This window comes from Rhodopirellula sp. UH5, from assembly GCF_056839225.1.
Window position 1 is genome coordinate 368,283 of sequence record NZ_CM166390.1, and the last position, 18,764, is coordinate 387,046.

10 protein-coding genes are annotated in these 18,764 nt (G+C 57.8%); 3 read left to right on the plus strand and 7 right to left on the minus strand.

The features are described from left to right. The first annotated feature begins 474 nt into the window (after positions 1 to 474). A complete protein-coding gene (locus tag UH5x_RS01320) occupies positions 475 to 1,233 on the plus strand; it encodes a DUF726 domain-containing protein (protein ID WP_482634442.1) in 759 nt (252 codons plus the stop codon). 73 nt (positions 1,234 to 1,306) lie between these two features. Here the strand turns inward: UH5x_RS01320 and UH5x_RS01325 are convergent, their stop codons facing one another. The 5 genes from UH5x_RS01325 to UH5x_RS01345 all read right to left on the minus strand — a co-directional run bounded on the left by UH5x_RS01325 (position 1,307) and on the right by UH5x_RS01345 (position 11,944). After that, the gene (locus UH5x_RS01325; RefSeq protein ID WP_482634443.1) at positions 1,307 to 1,570 is read right to left on the minus strand and encodes an RNA-binding S4 domain-containing protein; all 264 of its coding nucleotides are present in this window, start codon (positions 1,568 to 1,570) and stop codon (positions 1,307 to 1,309) included. Next, on the minus strand, positions 1,567 to 2,613 hold the full coding sequence (locus UH5x_RS01330) for an endonuclease/exonuclease/phosphatase family protein (RefSeq protein WP_047816291.1): 1,047 nt from the start codon (positions 2,611 to 2,613) through the stop codon (positions 1,567 to 1,569). Before UH5x_RS01330 ends, UH5x_RS01325 begins: the two co-directional genes overlap by 4 nt. Before the next feature lie 53 nt (positions 2,614 to 2,666). Next, positions 2,667 to 3,872: a hypothetical protein gene (locus UH5x_RS01335; protein WP_482634444.1), complete on the minus strand. Its 1,206-nt coding sequence runs from the start codon at positions 3,870 to 3,872 to the stop codon at positions 2,667 to 2,669. A 705-nt stretch (positions 3,873 to 4,577) separates the two neighbouring features. After that, positions 4,578 to 8,345 carry a DUF4347 domain-containing protein gene (locus UH5x_RS01340; RefSeq protein WP_482634445.1) on the minus strand — a complete coding sequence of 1,256 codons (3,768 nt, stop codon included), beginning with the start codon at positions 8,343 to 8,345 and terminating at the stop codon, positions 4,578 to 4,580. 527 nt (positions 8,346 to 8,872) lie between these two features. Continuing rightward, on the minus strand, positions 8,873 to 11,944 hold the full coding sequence (locus UH5x_RS01345) for a dockerin type I domain-containing protein (RefSeq protein ID WP_482634446.1): 3,072 nt from the start codon (positions 11,942 to 11,944) through the stop codon (positions 8,873 to 8,875). A 406-nt stretch (positions 11,945 to 12,350) separates the two neighbouring features. Between UH5x_RS01345 and UH5x_RS01350 the strand changes: the two genes are divergently transcribed. Continuing rightward, positions 12,351 to 14,135, plus strand: coding sequence for a hypothetical protein (locus tag UH5x_RS01350; RefSeq protein WP_482636098.1), 1,785 nt, complete (start codon positions 12,351 to 12,353; stop codon positions 14,133 to 14,135). A 291-nt stretch (positions 14,136 to 14,426) separates the two neighbouring features. After that, entirely contained in the window at positions 14,427 to 15,011 is a 585-nt protein-coding gene (locus UH5x_RS01355; RefSeq protein WP_482634447.1) for a hypothetical protein, read from the plus strand. 411 nt (positions 15,012 to 15,422) lie between these two features. Here the strand turns inward: UH5x_RS01355 and UH5x_RS01360 are convergent, their stop codons facing one another. Both UH5x_RS01360 and xrtU read right to left on the minus strand, forming a co-directional pair. After that, positions 15,423 to 16,901 (minus strand): tetratricopeptide repeat protein, encoded by a 1,479-nt coding sequence (locus tag UH5x_RS01360; RefSeq protein ID WP_482634448.1) that lies wholly within the window; start codon positions 16,899 to 16,901, stop codon positions 15,423 to 15,425. Then, entirely contained in the window at positions 16,898 to 18,727 is a 1,830-nt protein-coding gene (gene xrtU / locus UH5x_RS01365; protein ID WP_482634449.1) for an exosortase U, read from the minus strand. Before xrtU ends, UH5x_RS01360 begins: the two co-directional genes overlap by 4 nt. Positions 18,728 to 18,764 lie beyond the last annotated feature (37 nt).

Here is an 18,764-nt window from a genome sequence, read left to right on the forward strand (position 1 = left end):
ACCGATTGGGATCAATGAAGTTAGGAACGGTTGGGGATTGGGGCAGGTCCCTTTTGCCGGAACTGGCCGTGGAGGGAATCGCAGAAAAGGTCCCGGACACAGACCCTTCCCGCTCATCGATCACGGAGCTGATTGACAGGTTTGAATGGCAAGAGGATGCGCCCGCCGACTGAGGTCGTGCAGTTTTTAAGTCTTGGATTGCCAGGCGATTGTCATCACCCTCCCCTTGGGAGGGACGAGCGAAGCGAGGGGAGGGCTCCGCATTGGATCCAGCGCGTGACTCTCCCCGGCCCGAAGCGTTCCGACCCTCCCAAAGGGAGGGTGAAGTGGAACTGCACGACCTCGACGGAGGGGGGAGAATCGCTTTGCGTTTAGGGCCGCTGATCGGGTATTTTAGAGGAGCTGAGTTCGCGGCGAATGCGATTCCGCGATTTCATTATCTCGTTTCAAGAGTCCTGCATGCCAGAATTCCGCGTGCCAAAATCCCGCGTCACTGTACGCATCGATGCGATCGACGAGTCGAGTCGGGGGCCGATCCATGTGGTGGTCGCAGGCTACCGTGCTCGTCCCAACGCTGATCTGATTCGTGCGGCTGATTTGAGAGGATCCACGTATCGTGTCCGCTGGGCAGCGGGATCTTGGGCCGAAGCTGGTGCGTCGGTGGGCGTGATGGCTCGCGGTGCGCGAGTCGCCTTGCCGGCTTTGCATGGCGGTCGGGCTTTGGTGGGCGTTGGAAGCTTGGCGGGGGGCTTTGGGACCGCTGCGGTGATCGGTGCAGCGAGTTTTCGGCATCGATACTACTGTGCTCGACGGGACGGCATTCGGTTGGCCGATCAAATTCTGAATCTGCCGGGCGTCGGCAAACGCCCGTTGCACTTGATTGGGCATTCGTTGGGAACCGTGGTGCTTCGATCGGCTCTTGAAAAACTGGCCGAACGAGATTGCCGCGTCGACGATCTGCTGTTGATGGGCGGGATGACGTCGCGGTTGAACTGGAATCTGCAAGCGGACGCGTTTCGCGGGCGATTGATCAACTTGTATTCCCCACGAGATCGAATCCTGAACGTGGCACCGGTGATCGACCGCGTCGTTGGAACGGGAGCAATCGTGTGTGAAAAGCTGAGCGATCGCTTGATGAATCACGATTTGTGCCGCGAATTGCCCAATCAGTTCAATTTCTTGGGCCACCACAGCGGGTATTGGAACCGGTTCGGACAATACGCAATCGGGTAAGCAACCTGGGAACTTCACACAAAAAGGCACCCGGCACATCTTGTCCGCTTATCACGAAGGTTGCCCGCGCAAATCACATCGGCGGATCGCCGAGCGATTCGACATCGACCGGGAAGTCTTCGCCGTTGAAGGTGACCACATCGCCGTTGTGCAGTTGTTTGCGACGACGCGTGTCGACTTCGCCGTTGACGATGACTTCGCCGGCTTGGATCAGCACCTTGGCTTCGCCTCCGGTTCCGACCAATCCTTCTCGTTTGAGAAAGTCATCCAGTCGGACCATGGGAATGGGTGTGCTGGAAGGGACCGGTGCGTCGGGCTGGCGAGATGAATCGCTCATTGAATTTGAAACCTTGCGAGGACGGGATTGTGGTCACTGATGTCACGCTGGTCATCAGGAATGTTCCAGTAGTTATCCCAGTGTTCTTCTTGGGTGTCTTGGTCGCCGCCGAAGTTCAAATCGTTTCGAACGGTCACATCGCGAAGGGAGAGGTCAACCGCACCGGGATTGTCGATCGCCAGGTCTCGCGAAACCAAGATGCGATCGAACTGGCGACCGGGCAACAGGTGCGTCGTTCGTTTTCCGGATGGGATGTGATCGTGCAGATCGATCAAGTCGTCTGATGGATCGTCGGTGCCTCGTGACATCAGAATGCCAAGGTCCGAGTCCGCTGCGATTTGGCCCGCCAGTTCTTCGGTGTTGAAATCCCCAGTGACCAAGACATGAACCGGTTGATCGGGATCTTCTTGCGATGCCTTCACGCCAGTGACCAACCGTTCCAGCCACAAACTCAATGTCCGTGCTTGGCGTGCTCGCAGTTCTCCCTTCTCGGCCATGGCACGCAGGTGACAGTTTGCGATCACCAGCAGTTCGATTTTTCCATGAACGGGAACTTCAACGACGGCAAAAAGGTGTTTGGATACCGATGCGTAACCGCGAGACTTCATCGAGGGAGTCACGACGCCTCGGGAGATGGATCGCACACCGGTTGTTTTGGTCGCCAGCAAGGCGACGTCTTGTTCGGTGTAAAAGTCATCGCCTTTGATCACGTAGTCGTCGTACTTCCGGTTGTGATTGCGATCGATCGCGCGAGTCAGGAAGTACATCACGTTTTGACTTTCGACTTCTTGCAACGCAACGATCGTCGGTTGCACTTTCGCGATTGCAGCGGCCACCCGGTCGCGACGCCAATCCCACTGCTCGCGGCTGGGAGCACTTTTTTCGCGGCCCAGTTCACTCGGGTTGTCCGCGGTCTGATTGTCGAAGAACCATTCCAGGTTCCACGTCATGACGCTGAATTCTGTCGGTTCGGCTGAGTTCGCGGGCGAAGCGATCACAGCCAAACAGAGCACGGCCAAGGGGCACAGGAAGATCAAACGCATGCGGACTCCGCCAGAAATGAATGGATGGCTTGGGAAAGCATCATGTGCAAGGCTCAGGATTTTTCAGCCGCAATCGCCGCGACGGCGAGCAAGTCATTTCGCCCGAAGGAGAACTGTTCCAGGGCATCCAGCCCGGAGGTGTCGCCGGCTTGTTTGGCGCGTCGTGCCATCGCCAGCAATTCTGGAAGGACACGCTGGACGGGCACGTCATCCGGGAACAACTCGATCGCGGCGCGGAGTGCTTCGGCGGGACGGCCAACTCGATCGAGCAAGTCAATGTAAGTTTCGATGGCTCCTGCGCCAGCGACGTTGACGTCCACTGTGCGAGCTTTCTGTTCGAACATTCGAAGCGCTGTGTCGACACCTTGGCCGAGCAGTGCCGAGAAGAACGCGGCGTGAGCGGGGTAAAAATCAACAAACGGTTCATCGCCGGGGTACTGGAAGTCGGCGGGCAAGCGTCGGCCGTACTGGCAAAGCTGCAACGCACGATCGATCATTTCACGATCATCGATCACGGTCGCGAAACGGACTGTGGATGACAGGTGAGTTGTGTCGAGGTGATAGCCACCACCACCGAGAATCCATTTGTACTTGGCGATCAGTTCGCCGAGGTTCAGCTTCACGGAATCTTCTTCAATCGCTTCGGGTGTGACTCCGTTGTCGGGGCCGCGATTGCGAAAGTCATCGCGGACGAGCGACAGCAATTCGTTGTAGAACGAGGTCAGCAAACATTCCGCCGCGATTTGCCGATCGGTTCGTGAACGTGTCGCAATGGCTTGGTCGTAAAGAGTGATGCTGTTGCAGGTGCCTTGGTGCTGCAGCACCGCGTTGTAGCCGCGGCGAAGGTCAACGCTCTCGTGCAACAGCACTTGAGTCATCTCATCGTAGTTGTCGTCATTGATTTCGACGTCTTCGAGCAATCGCCGGGCGAGTTCCGTGTCACCGGTGGGACGCAGGTACATCCAGCCTTCCGCGATGCGGCCGTCTTGGATCAGCATCGCACCCGCTTGGCGACAGGCGTCCAGCAGATCTTCCTCAAGGCCACGCTCCCGTTGTTTTTCAGCGTCCGTCGTGCCTTGCAACAACGGTTCGTCTGGATCCGCGATCATGGGCAGCCCGTGTGCCAGACGGCTTTTCATCTTGAGTGCTTCGAACAATTCGACTGGTTGGCGTTCACGCCGGTAGTGGGCGATGACTTCGTCAATGCGTGTGGCAGGGTCGGTGCTGAGACGAGCGAGCAGTTGAGGATCGAGAGACACTGGAAATGGGCTTTGAGGCGGGGATTTGCGAGTGTTTCGTGTCCCCGAACGTGACGCAGCAGGCCTCAAATGTCAACGGCAAGGATTTTTGAACGGCGTGTTGGACGATTGGTGAAGGACCGAGCGAATCAATTGGTACGTTGCAATCGATCTGCCGCCACAACCTTGTAGGCCAGGTCCCACCTGGCCTGACGAATCGGTGGTAAGCGGTCCAATCAAGGTGGTCGCATTTTGCTCGGGTTTCCCAGGGGCTCGCGTTCGCGAGTGAGGCCACGAAGTGGTCACAGACGGTAGCCGGTGGTCGAGCAAAGCGAAAACCACCGGACAGCGACAAAAGATCGCGGCGTCGGCCCCGAAGGGTGTCGTAGAAAACTCGGCCGTAAAAGTCTGCGACCCCTTCGGGGTCAACCGTGTGATCGGGGGGCTTCCCGGCGGTATTCGCGTCGCTCGACCGCCGGCTACCCTCTGCATTCCTCCGGGAAAGAAGTCGCGCAGTCGCAATCCCCACCATCCCAACTGTTTCCAGCCCAACGCTGCGAGCACCGGTGTAGAACAGTTGTCTCAACTGTTCCGTCGGGCTGCCCTCAACCGCCAAGCTTCCTCGCAACCAAGTCCGCTCCCAAACATTCGCGTCACGCTGCTCAACGACATCCACCAACCACGCAAACATTTGGGACAAATGTTCTACTCTGGCAGGATTGTTGTTCAGACGATTTCCCAGCGTCCGACCAGGCCATCGTCGAGGTCGACGTAGTACAGGGCTCCATCGGGGCCTTGGCTGATCGCGACCACGGCACCCGCACCGGTGGTGAAGGTTTGCACGTTGGTGATCGCTCCGCTGGCGTCGACGTCCCCGTGGCGAACGATGCCCTGGCCCAGATCGTTGAAGAACACGTCGCCCGTGTAGGCGTCCCCGTACAGGCTGCCTCGATAGACGTCGCCCATCACGATCGCGTTGATTCCATCGGCTTGATGATTGAGCGCGTATTGCGACGCGGTCACGGTGATGTCTTGCGCAAAGAAGGCGATTCCTTCGGGAGTGCTCGCGTAACGGGAATTCACGAGGCTGGTTCCGCTGCCGCCTTCATAGAACGGCCATCCAAAGTTCGCACCGGCTCCGGCGGAGTTGATCTCTTCCCACTGCGTCCAACCAACGTCCCCCACGAACAGTCGCCCGGTAACGGGATCGACCGTCATTCGGAATGGGTTGCGAAGTCCCAGTTGGTAAACCTTCGAACGGTTTGCCTCGGGATCGCCATTGTAGAACGGGTTGTCAGTCAGGCCTTCGCCGGTGATCGGATCGATTCGCAAGACCTTGCCTGACAAACTGTCGATGTCCTGCACACGGTCACCTCGCACATCGACTCGGTTGTAGCTGGCACCGTCGCCAATCGAAACGAACAGTTCGCCGTCCAGGCCGAACGCGAGCGAGCCGATCGTATGCGATTCACTGTCGCTGTTGATGAAGTCGTTGATGTAAGTCCCGTCGGGATTTTCGCCGGCGGGGGCTTCGGTGAAGTTGAAGGTGCTGTTGGCAAACCCGTTGAAGTTTTCCCAGGTGCTGTTCTTGCCCAGCAACACGACTTCGCTGTCCGCGACGGCCGTTTGATAGTTGTTGGCGGCATCGGCGGTGACTCGAATCAGACGACCGGCGCGGTTGCCTTTCCCGTCGGGACCTGCCAGCGTGCCAGCGGCTTGATCATTGACCTCTGGCGGGTCATAGGTGAACAACAGGTAGACGTACGGGTTGTTTGCAAAATCGGGATGGACCGCGATGTCCAGCAACCCGCGATCGCGAGTTCCGTTGACAATTCCCGAGATGTCGACGAACGGATCACCGGAGACCGCTCCATCTCGCACCGTCTTCACCATGCCGCCTTGTTCCGAAACCAGCATCGTTCCATCGGGCAACCAGTCGATTGCGGTCGGCAGGTGGAGCTGCGATGCGATCGTCGTGCTGAGAACTTCGTCGCCACCGACAACCGGCGGGTCCAGTGGCGGAGCAGTTTGATCGACCGACCAGTTCAGAATTCGATGTGAATTGTCCAACCCGCCTGTGCCGGCGGTGAAGCCCACGAATCCTGCGTCACCGACTTGCGTTTGCAGATCGACGGTGGCTTTCATCAACGCTTGCGTGGGTTTGGTCGGGTCGGCAGAAAGGTACACGGCGAGAACCTTGCTGGTGCCGTTGTATTCCACCCAGGCATAGCGTTCGCTTCCGTTGTTCAGATCGATTTCTGGGACCGCGGTGCGAAGGTTCGAGTACACCGAACCGGTGAGGATCGAAACATGGTTGTCGTTGAGGTCCAAGCTGTTTCGATACGTGTCAAACTCAACTGCGACGGAATGGGTGATGTCTTGGTAACCGAGTTGTTCTCCCGTCCCACCGATCGCGGCTGAGCCACGAGGGTCATTTTGGACCGTGAATGTCAGTCCATCGGCTCCGTCTGTGCCCGCACCGTTGATGGCTTCGAACGCGAACGCCGTTCGGAAGGAACCATCATCAGCCAAGTTGACGGCAGTGGAATAGAACGCACTGCCAGCCTGATTCTTTTCGGCTTGGGTGAGCTCCAACGTGTTGCCGGTTTGTTGTGCGGAACCATTGAGCGTCAGCCCAGAGACATCTGCGAAATTGGCGTAGTCAGGCAGGCTGACTTCGTTGTCCACGATCGAAACGGTCGCCGTTCGCGGAACGAGCAGATTGGCACCGCCTTGAACGTTGTCGATCGTGATGTTGAAGGTCTCGTTGGTTTCCAGCAAGGCGTCGTCGAGGATGGGGACGACGATCGTTTGCTCGGTGACTCCATCGGCGAATGTCAATGTTCCGGTTTGCCGCGTGTAGTCGATGCCTTCGGTAGCGGTTCCCGCGAAGGTGTCGTAGTCGACGGTCGCGATGCCGTCGCTGCCGCCGGTTCGAAGCACACGAACCAATGCGGTCCCCGCGTCTTCGTCGATCGTGACATTGCTGGTTTCCAGCGAGATTGTACCGGGGTTCGTGGTCGTGGTTCCGTATTGGAAGTGACCGTTGGTGTGCAGCCACTCGGATTGCTTGAACCCGGGTGTCAATCCATCCGCTTGCCAGGTGCCGGTGGAGTAAACATCTTCGGCTTCGGTCTGATACGAGGTGCCGTCCAGTTCGACCCGGTCGATTCGCACATTGCGGTCGATGGCGCCATCGGCTTCATACAAATCGTTGGTGAAGCGGATCTGGATTTGAGAGATGTCAACGGTGGTGTCCGCGTCAAAGTCCAGTTGCACAAATTCGCCCGTGTCGACGTCGCCGCCGATGTTTTGCCACGTCTGGGCTCGTTCGCCAGCGATCCAAAGTTCGATCGTTTCGGTGTTCTCAGCTCCTGCCGCGAAGATTGAAATGGAACTGGTCGTTGAGGGGGCGGTGTATTGGAAGTAGCCGTTGCTGTGGATCCACTCGCTGCGGCGGAACCCTGGGGCAACGCCGTCCTCTTCTTGCCACGTTCCCGTTCCAAACGTGTTCGCATTTTCGGACTCGATCGTCATCCCGTTGGCCGTGATGGAGTCGACGACCAAGTTTCGGTCGATGCCTTGCTCGGGTTGATACAAGTCGTTGGTGAAGGCGACTCGCACTTCATCGATTGCCAAATCAACTGCACCGTTGTAGGTGAAGGTTTGGAATTGTCGCGTGTCAGCGTTGCCGCCAATGTTGTTCCATGTCTGAACGACATCGCCGTTGATCTGCAACTGCATCTGTTCATCGCCCGTTGTGCCTGCCGCGCGAACGGAAATCGGCAACACCATCTCGACATGTTGCAACCGGTCAACGCTGGCCAACAGAGCACTCTCAATGTCTCCGGTTCGGACCTCCAGGTCCCAGTCACCACCCAGAGCAGCGTGCCCGGTGGCATCATTCGACGCGGCCACATCCGCAGAGGTCAAACGCGCCAGCGTCGTGATCAAGTTTTGACCCACGGTCTTGGATGCGGCGTCGCATCCGTACAACAGAATGTCGGCGTTGTCGGTGAGTGCATGACGCCATTGATCGAGCTGAGCGGAATGCTGCTGTAGCGTCTCGGCGTCGATGCGTTGACCACTCAATTGCAGAACGCCAGCCTCGGCGTGCGAAACGACGTGAATGGTCCGGACGCTCGTGCGACTTGCCAAGACCGACGTCATTTGATCGATCGCGGGCGAGGCCTGGTCCAGCAACACGATCTCAACGCCGCTGCGCATCCAGTGTGTGAGTTGTTCTGTTTCTTCCACCGCGGAGTCGATGAACGCGATTTCTGTGAACGAATCGGCTGCTTGCTCGGAACGCGAGCCCGTGTCGGTTGAATCGCGGTCCGTGGTGGCTTCGCCGGGATCGGTGGAGTTGGAAGCGGCTGCGGCGGCAACTTCGGCCCCCGCATCGCCGGCCAGCATCAGGCGGGGCTCAAGTGGTTCGAGCGACCATTGAGTTTGCGCGAAGGTGGGTTTGTGTTTGGATTGAAAGCGAGTCATTGAATTGAGCCCAGGCACATTGGTTGACCAGCAACTCTCGTGCATGAACGATCGCCAGGGCGGCCCTGCAGAGGGGTGCTCTCCCAAGCATAGCTACTGGCTCAACCGATACAATCCGCGCAGTGTGAAATTTGGCGGATGCCCGAATTCTTGGCGAATCCGGCTACTTGGTCGCGTGTCGTTGAATTCGCGAAGAATTCAGACGCGCGCAACGTGGTCGTCCGATCACAACCCGAACGCGTCAGCGAGGGACCACGCAGTCGCTGAATTCGCCTGGATTCAGATCTTCGAGTTGGTGGATGTCCGAATTCTGGCGAATCCGGCTACTTGGTCGCGTGTCGCTGAATTCGCGAAGAATTCAGACGCGTGCAACGTGGTCGTCCGATCACAACCCGAACGCGTCAGCGAGGGACCACGCAGTCGCTGGATTCGCCTGGATTCAGATGTTGGAGTTGGTGGATGTCCGAATTCTGGCGAATCCGGCTACGTTGCGTTTGGCGGTTGGCCAACATGCAACGGTGAGCCGACTACTCGTCGGCTTCGTCGGACAGCAGTTTGAGTGCCGAGTCATGGTGGTTGTCGTCCAGATCGCTGACACGCGAGAGCACATCGACCAATTGCTCGGTCGAGACCGCGAACGGATCGTCAGTGCTGCTGTCGATCAGCTTGCTGAGGTCGGTCAGCACCGCATCACGAGCCTGGCGTCTCAGCGTCGATTGAGCAAACCCGCGAGGTTCCAATGGGCCACTGACGTTTTGGTTGCCGGGCACCAAGGATCCGTTGGAACCAGCTTCGCCGTTCTGGGCCAGTTGGTCGTCGGCGATTGGCTCGCCTTCGCCGGAACCTTCCGATTCTTCTTCGCCGTTGTTGACCGTGCCCGTTGGCCGAGTGATTTGATTGAGATGGTTGATCACCAGCAAGGCGTCGAGCGCGGTGACAAAGCCATCGGCGTTGACGTCGTATCCAAATCCGGGGTCGCCGAAACCGACTGGACCCGGACCGTAGATGTTCAGGTAGTTGATGATCGTCAACGCATCGAGTGCGGTGACTTCTTCATCACTGTTCACATCATGTGGTTCGATGTCATTGTGGTAGGGCGTGTCGTTCTCGATCACTTGGACCAAAAAGGTTTCGGTGACCGGTGCGACACCGACGGATTGCGACGTGGCGGTGATGTCGATTTCAATTTCTTGTTGGTCGATCAGCGAAACGGACACGCCTTCCGCCAGCTTCAGTGTCGACCCGTCGAATACAAAACGAGAATCGTTGACGGTGAGCGAGTGATTGTTCGCGGCAGGATTGCCAGCGATACGAAGTTCGCCCACGATCGCACCGGGCGTTTGCTCTTCGACGGTCGCCGGCGTCAAAACAAAATTGCTTGGCGATTCCGGCTGGTCGATCACTTGCAGCGTGATCGCTTTTTCGAACGAATCATCCAGGTGCGACACCGTGACATTGACCACGATGGTTTCAGACTCTTCGAAATCGACCGCGATGCCCGGTTTCAGTCGCAGACTTCCGTTGACAATCAGGAAGCGGTCGTCGTCAACGAGGAAGTCATAGAACTGGTCATCGTCTTCGTCGACGACTGTGATCTCGGTGACCACGTCGCCTTCAAAATTTTCACGAACGGTGGCGTTCCCCGGCAACACGTCCTCGATTGGATCGTCTTCATCCAAGATCTGCAGCGTCGCGGTGTGAACCAGTGGTTCTTCAAAGTCAGGGTCGTGGACCGTGATGATCAGCGGGATCGCCCATTCGTCTTCCCAGTTAAGGTTGTCTGGACCGACGAAGATCAGATTGCCGTTTTGGTCGACGATGAATCGATCGTCATCAATGTCGATGACGAGGTTGCCTTGCCCGTCGCCATCGATGACTTCGATTTGGCCGATTGCTGCGTTCAGCGGAATGTTTTCAGGCACCGAATCGATGTGCGGGATGACTTCGGTCGGTGCGTCCGGGACGTTTTCGACCGTGATGTTCAGCACATGTTCGGTGAAGTCACGGCCGTCATGCAGCCACACGGTGAATTGGTCGACACCAGCGAAATCTTCAATGGGAACGTAGGACAGCGACCCAGCGAGGGTCACGGTGGACACGCCGGCGCTGGTGCCTTGGATCGGCAGCAGTACAAAATCGTCTTCGTCCGCATCTGATGAATCGCCATACACCGCAGGAGCCGCGTTGGTCAGCACGGTGTCCTCGTCCATCACCCAGTTCGGCGGGGTGTCATAGTTGGGAGCGGTGTTGGCGCCGATCAACCGCATCCCAAATTCAATGGGTGAGGGATCTTCGTTGTTGGTGATTTGCACACGATGAGGGGCAGGTGTGCGAAGGCTCATCTCTGCCATCCCCGCGGCGCCCACCAAGACGACACGACGCAATTCAGGATCCAGCGAAATGCCTTGTGCACCGGAGGTCGCTGGCAGATTCAGAGTGGAGAGGTCGATCGCCAGGTCGACAACCAAATCGCCGGAGTCCGCGTCAATCAATCGCAGTCCAGCCTCGAGGGGGGCGACCGAGTCCGGAGTCAGGGTGACGATCAACCCGCGAGCCGCATCGATCGCGACAGGAGCATCCGTTGGCAGGCTGTACAGAGTTGCCAAGTCGTTTGTTTCAAGATCGTGGACCGTCAAACCGTCTGACTGACGAACGACCAACAGGCCAGCTTCATCGCTGAAGCCCACCACTTCGACGCCGCCATCGACGATGATTGGATCGTTGGTCAGCAACGAGTGGTCGGCGTTGCTCCAAACGTGAATCTCAAGGCCGTCGCTGGTGCCGCCTTGTCCATCGTCGATTTGTGTCGCGCGAGCCAGGATGGATCGTGTCGGGCCGTCAGTCGAACGCGGGCTCGAGTCGCCAATCAGTTCGGTGCCTTCAGGAACCAAGGCGCCCGTCGCATCGGCGCTCATGCTGGCTGTGTCGACTGTCCAGAGCTGGGATGAGCCGTTGTCGGCCGCTTGCAGCAACAAACCGCGGCCCACATCATCGATCGCATGACCGACGAATTGCGGTGCCAAGTCGCTGTCGGTGAAAGGTGTGGCGCTCGAAAGTGTAGCGTCCACAATGAAGGCTTTGTGCCCCACGGTGTTGTCGCCCAGCACGACCAATTCGCCTGCAGGTGAACGCCAGAGGGCTTGAATGCCGATGCCCAAATCCAACGTCGAGGCGACAGTGCCGCTGCTGGACAACGTGTGCAGCGACGTGCCCTTGGCGAAAACGGCCGGCAAGATGGCTTCGTCTTCGGTGCCCGCATCGAGAACGAAGGCGGGGGTGACGGCCGTGATCTCGGATTCCAAAAGGAACGGATTCGCGGTGATCGTCGTCGGGGTCGTCTGAATTTGAGACTGGGTGCCGTTGAAGACGCGGACGACATGCGTGCCGTCGCCGAGTCCATCCAGCGAGAATTGGCCGGACTCGTCCGTCAAACCGTATCGTTCGCCTTGGTCCAACGAGCCGTTGTCATTTTGATCGACGAACACCAAGCGGTTGGCCAAAGTTGATTCTTCGGCTTCCTTTTGCATGGAATCGTTGGCGTCGTGAAAGACGGAACCAACGATCGCGGCCAGCACGCGGCGATCATCCAGTGTTTGCATCGCCAAACGACGGCGGGTTCCGCGCGTTCGATCTCTCTTGGAGCGGCTTCGAAGGCTCGTCAGGGAAACACGCGGCATCGTGACGATTTCTCACAAGGCGGGACGGAAAGGATGGACCGACGTTTCAACATGGACGGTGCGGGTGGGGAGAAAGTTCCCTGGTCGAGCCCGGTTCGCATCAAATTCATTCGGATTTTGACGCGACTGTTTGAAGGCTTTTCAAAAATCCGTTCCCCGACCTCCGTCGTCGTCGCTTATTATAGACGACTGTCGTTTGGCTCCGAGTAGCCATTTTCCAGTATTTTTGACGGATTCTGCCGCGATCCCGACGACGTTCCCAACAAGCTGTTTCGGTTTGGAGCCTGATCGCATGTCTGCCTTGCCCCTCTTCCGCTCGATTCTTCCAATGCTGACGAAGTCTGCTGATTTGTCGCCGCGTTTATCTTCCCCCTTGGCCGGATGGAAGCTCTGTTTGACGGCGTTTTGTTTGACCGCTGGCTTTTCGTCGGTCGCGCTCGCGCAAGGTCAACAGGCTGCGATGGAGGCGGCTGAGCGGGCGGCGATGGAAGCCCAGGCGAGAGGAGACGATGTTTCTCCTGGTTATGGTGGGCCTCCCGGTTCCGGCGGACCTCCTGGCTACGGAGGAATGGAACCAGGCTACGAGGGCATGGACAGTTACGAGATGGAAATGGAAATGGGGTCGGGATACGGCATGGATGACCCCTATGGAGGTTCCGGATACGGCGGGCAATCCAATTCCGGGCGGGGAGCGAACATGCAGCCTTCGCCGATGGTGATGCTGGAGTTGTTCAACCCTGATTGGTCGCCCCTGACCGAACGGGTGCAGCAGATCTTCGCTTCCGCTGCGGCTCCGAAAACCCCTGTCGCCTTGGGCCCGGTGCTCCGCAATGAGGCTCACGTGGCCTATCGCTACGGCAACCTGCCATTGGCACTGCAGTTGTTCCACGGCTTCATCGCCCGGGGCAGTGACGCGGCCGAGCGACAAATGGATCAAATCAAGTTCAGCAAGCACTTCCGGAAACCGCTTTGGCACCTCCGGATTGGGACCAGCCTGGCTGTTCACGGCGACTCTACTACCGCCGACCCTTCGCCCATCACAGAATCGGGATCCTCGGGCGGCATGGGCCGCGGTGGGATGAGTCCCGATGGCATGGGAATGGATTCCGGAATGATGGAAATGGCAATGGGCAGCGGCATGGACCCAGGCATGATGGGCCCCGGGATGGGCGGCCCCGGCCCGGGAGGCCCCAACGGGATGGGCATGGGGGGTGAAATGCCCATGGACGACATGGGAATGTACGAGGGCGACATGGGAATGGGTGGCCCAGGAATGGGGATGCCGGGCATGGGCATGCCAGGAAGAGGCGGACGAAACCCTGCCGCCGGGATGGCGGTTCCTAAAGCCGAGATGACGGACAAGGAAGTCGACGCCCGCATGGAAACTTTCTTGGGGCTGGTCGCTGAAACGGTGAAGTCGGGGCTGTCCAAGCGAATCACCGAAGGCAAGTTTGGGCACGCCCTGACCGATGTGGAACCAGAGTCCACCACCCAAGGGCACACGGTCAACGGGGACTCGGTCGACCAAGCGGCCAAGTCCATGTGGATTCCCAGTGTTTTGTTCGTTGGTGAAGGCAATTCCCGCGAAACGGTCAAGACCGCTCACGAACATGGCCTCGATCTGCTGGTCCATTTCGACGTTGGTTTGAAAGAAAACCGAGTCGGTGCGGTCAGCAACATCAGTCGCGTGAAGGTCCTGGACGCTCGGACGGGAAAGACCCTGGTCAGCTCTGGCCCCATGGACAACACCGAAGTCGAACGCATGACTCGTGTTGGGCGAGGCTCGCCGTCCGCTTACGTCGACGAGCAACTGAAATCGCTATGGGCCGTGGTCGACGAGCGTTTGACGTTGTCGGACCTGCCCACGCTCAGCCCCGAAGTGGCTCGCAAACGTGTTGCCCAAGTCTTGGGGGACAGTTCCATGACGCCGCTGCGAAAACTCGCCGAGATTCGTTACTACGGCTATCGGGGATGGTTGACGACCGAAGAGGTTGAACAAGCCTTTGAGATCACGGGCGGCGTGGACGCCATGAAGGTGTTGCATGGAAGTGACACGCAGGCCATCGAGGCCATCCACAAGCTGGTCGTCCAGACAACCGCGGACGAATCCTGAGCAAACGCTGCGTGACGTAACCGGATTCGCCAGAATTCGGATGGCAGCCAGCTCAATGATCTGAATTCTGGCGAATCCAGCTACAGCGAACAAGGCTCTGCGCAACGCTAACGCTTGCAACGACTTTGTCGACCACGCAAACCGGGGGCCCTGCCTCCCGTCGGTCCAAAGCAGGAGCGGGAAAACGCCGAATGAGACAAAGTATCAAGGCTCCCGTTTCGCATTTCGCGTTTGGGATCCAACGCACTGCGACTCACTTACATTCGGCCCTGCAAAAGGATTTGCCCGACCATGGCGACCACGTTCCCAACACAACGCACGTTGCTCTTCGCCGCAATCCTCGCCGCGATGGCATTGGGCGGCATTCGCACACCAACGGCTTCGGCGGACTGGGGTTCGTTGGTTCATCAAATGCACGTCGGCTATCACCGCAACGTGGCTTGGCCCGACCCGTTCAACGAAGTTGACGCGGTGCAGGTCGTGATGCCCTTCGAAGCCATGAAACGCAATGGCTGGCGGATGCACAACACCATCGGGCACGAGCTGTTCCGGGGTGGTGACGGAGCCTTGTTGGCGGCCGGCCAAAATCGAGTTCGCTGGATCGCGACGCAGGCTCCCGAAGGACGCCGCGAGATCCACGTCCTGCGTGGTGGCACCCAAGCTGAAACCGAATCCCGCCTGAAAGCGGTTCGGGAAGCCGTCACGAGCTACGTCTTGGACGGGCAGTCCCAACCTCAAGTCTTCGTGACCACGATCGAACCAGCCACCTCGCCGGGTGTTGTGGCCACCAAGATCAACCGAGAACGACTCGAGCAAATGGCCGCTCCAAAGTTGCCGACCACCAGTGCAGCCGGAACGACTGGCAACACCCAATGATCTGAGCGATCGCCAGTTCCAAACTGAAAACGAAAAAAGGCGACCGAGAGTCATTCTCTCGGTCGCCTTTTTTTCGTTGGGGTGTCAAACGTCTGGGCTCAACGCCGTGCGATCTGGTCTTCGAATCGCAACCCGAACGCGTGAGCGAGGGACCATGCTGTCGCTGGATTCGCCAGAATTCAGACGCGCACGATTGCCGGTCGTCCAATCACAACCCGAACGCGTCAGCGAGGGATCCTGCTGTAGCTGGATTCGCCAGAATTCAGATGTTCGAGTTGGTGGATGTCCGAATTCTTGGCGAATCCGGCTACTTGGCGGAGACCGACGCGTTGATCTGCGTGGTCCCTCGCTAACGCGTTCGGGTTGTGATGGTGGACCCAGGCGTCAGAATTCTGGCGAATCCGGCTACGTTCACTCGTCCGTGACGGCGGCTCGGTGTTCTTCGGCCAATTCCTCTTCGCCCAAGGCCTCAAAGCAAACCGCAAGAGACTCGTGAGCCGCGTTGGCCAGGGACTCTTCCGCGAGCGCCCGTTCCAGGTCCGGGATGGCTTCCAAGTGTTTGCCAAGTTTCGTCAGGATCTGCCCGCGAGTCTCGTAGAAAAACGGATTCGGTTGGGAGACACTTTCGATCGCCTTCTCGCTGATCTGCAGTGCCTGTTCCAAATCACCATCTTCTTTCTCGGCCATGGCAACGGCCAAGTTATTCAGAATTGCTGAACTATGAGGCAGGTGTTCCGCTGCCAGTTTCAGGTGCAGCGTGGCACGATCCGGATCGCCCTTGAGAAGTGCTGCCGTGCCTCGAATGAAGTTTGCGATCCCAGGGGAGGATCCCTTGACCAGGGCGGAACGGATTTTGGAAAGTTCCTTGTCGTCGGACTCCAGCGTCTTGAGCACTTGGTCGGCCACCAAACTCAACACGCGTGGGTTGTTGGGAGCGTATTGCAACGCCACCTGCAGCATCTTGAGGACTCGCAGTCGTTCGGCGACCGTTTCGTTGGGTTCGGCTTCGATCTTGTTGATCCAGACCACAATGGTCTCACCCATGGCTTGTTGCAGCCCCGCCTGGTGCTCTTTGGTCTTCATCCGTCCGATGGATTCGTTGAGCAGCCGCACGGCGTCCGCGTGCTTTTCCAGGAACAGCAACGCCTGGACGTTCGCCATCGCCAATTGTGGGCTGGCGGGTTCCTCGGCGAACAGTTGCTGAATCTTCTCCAGGGTTGCTTCGGCGTAGCGGGTCGCGGCGTCGTCTTCGCCGGCCTGGCGAGAAATCATCGCCGCTTGCAGCCCACGCATGGGTTGCACCGACGCCAGCTGGACCAAATAGGGGATCGCTTGGTTCTGTCGATTGGTGCGAACCAGATAGTCCGCGTAGGCTTGTTTGATGCCCAAGTCATCGGGGGTTTCTTCGCTGAGGAACTGCAGCAATTGTCCGAACTCGCGTTGTTCAGCATCCTCCAGATCCGTCCACTTTTTCTGGTCATAGAGTTCCTGCAACAACCACCGCGCCGCCCGCGGATCACGCTGTTGCCCCACCAATCCGCGCATCAACGCGAAGGCTTCCTCTGTCTCATCCTGCTGATGCCGAGCAACGGCCAAGCGATACAAAGTCTCCGCGGACTCATCACCCTCTTCAATCTGTCGCCGAATCAACAGATCGGCAGTTTTGTAGTCGTCTCTCTCAAAGGCAGACGCGAGTTGTTCCCGAATCAATTGGTTTCGCCAGGAGACACTCTCTCCCGTTGAAACAAACAGCAGAATTGCCAATGCAACCGTCAGCATCAACGCCGGAACCGCGGTTGATGCACGCTTCCACGGGATTGTGCGGAACCAAGCAACCAACCATTGCCCAAACCACTTGAACCACTGCGACGGATTGAGGAAACGAATCATGGTGACACCTCGAAGTCAGTTTCTGTTTGCCTTACCGTTTCCAATTGCAAGTTGCCAGTTTCTGCCTGAACCGCCAATGCGATTTTGTGGCGTAGGTTATCGAACATCTCGTCAATGCGATCAATCGTTGATGCATCTAGCTTTTCAGCTGCAACGACCCAAAGCTGGAGCATCATCATTGGTTCGATTACCTCATTCAGCCCTTCCGCGGCCTCGGCGAGACGATTTCCCATGCGACCAGGGCTTTCAGACGGGGGGACGAACTTTCCTGAATGAGTCACTGCGGTGTACCAAAGATGTCCACGAGCCTCTGTGTCACCACCGAAGAGTGCGTAGGCGAAAGGTTGGGACCTCGAATCATCGTCCGAAGAATCTGTCGCATTGGCTGACTCCAGCACACGATTGAGCAGTCGCCAGTCCTGATTTTCATAGCAAAGGCAAAGCTCGTGCCACTCCGAGTAGGTTTGACTCACGACAAACTGACCCCGAACGGGAACGCGATTGACGAGTGATTCAAAGATCCAAACGTCGGCATTTTGACCAAGGATCGGATTGTCACCGTCCCGAGCTTGTTGATGTTGTTTCAGCTCGAAGCCGCTGTTACCCGACGCTATCAATTCGGATGGCGGATCAAAGATGAGCCCTTCGACGAACATGCCCTGCGCTCCTTCTTCAACTCCGATCGCGCTGACCTTCATTGCAGATGACGAGCTCACTGTGATCAAGACGACCCCCAGTACGGCCATCGCAATCGCAATGGGTTTGGCCTGCATTCGCCCCATCCATCTCGCCAGTTGCAATTGCAATCCAAGTTGCTTCGGATCAGCGATCGGTTGACTGTTTCGGTAGTACTCTCCCACCGCGTCAACATTCTGACCATCGTCGACAAACCAATTCCAGAGGTGCAGAATTGGGTTGTCAGGTTGTTCGTCGGACGTCGTTCCTGTCACATGCATGAGCGTCATGATCATTCCGTCAAATGACCATAGGAAAAATGCGGAAATTGCCAGGGTTGCGTAGCCAAGAATGTCGTGTGCCCATCCCGAGGCCAGATCCAACGAAATCCACTGGTCCGCCACAGCGACCATGGTCACACGCAACACGTTTCCACCCGCGGCAAGGATCAAAGCAATAATAAGGTACAGAGGCGCCAACCAAAGTTTTCGGCGATTGATCGCGACGATCAACGTGCTCAGAAATGCCATGGTAAACACGGATTGGATTCCGCTGCAGGCCTCGGCCACAAAGAGTTCTCGATTGGGAAGCTCAATCACATTGTGAGTGACAGCGTGAGGAATCGACAGGACATCCAGCAGTAAACTCGACATCATCGTCGTAAGGTGTTGCAGTTCGATCACCAGCAATTGGTCGTAACCAAGTGGCAATCGAATCAACAACAACAATGGCAAAGCCAAGACGAGCAGGCTTTTGTCTTTCGGGCCGCGCATGACAGCCAGGCAAGCGGCCGAAAAACAGACGAACGCGATCGACATTACCCAGGGAGATCGAAGGCTCCAGCTGCCCAGCATTGCCACCGCGCCAATCGCTACCAGTGCGAGCGATGTCAGTCGGGCAGGAGCATAGAAGTAGCGGTCGCCACGTGTCCAAGCGAGCCAGGCCACAGCGCCAATGGCAAACGGAAAGTACTGGTAGTGATCCAGACGCCACATTCTCGAGAAATAGACCGCCAGCATGGGAAGGCCAGCGGCCAGCAAGGCCACCCAGAACCAGGTCCAGACGGATTGCAGCACGGGGGTGCGAACGGGAGTCGGCGAAGGTGTCGCCTTCGTCCGCATCGGAGCGATGGAGGGAGAGTCTTCGGTCATGTCAATCGTTTAGGTGGGCGGGGGGGAGGGCACCCAT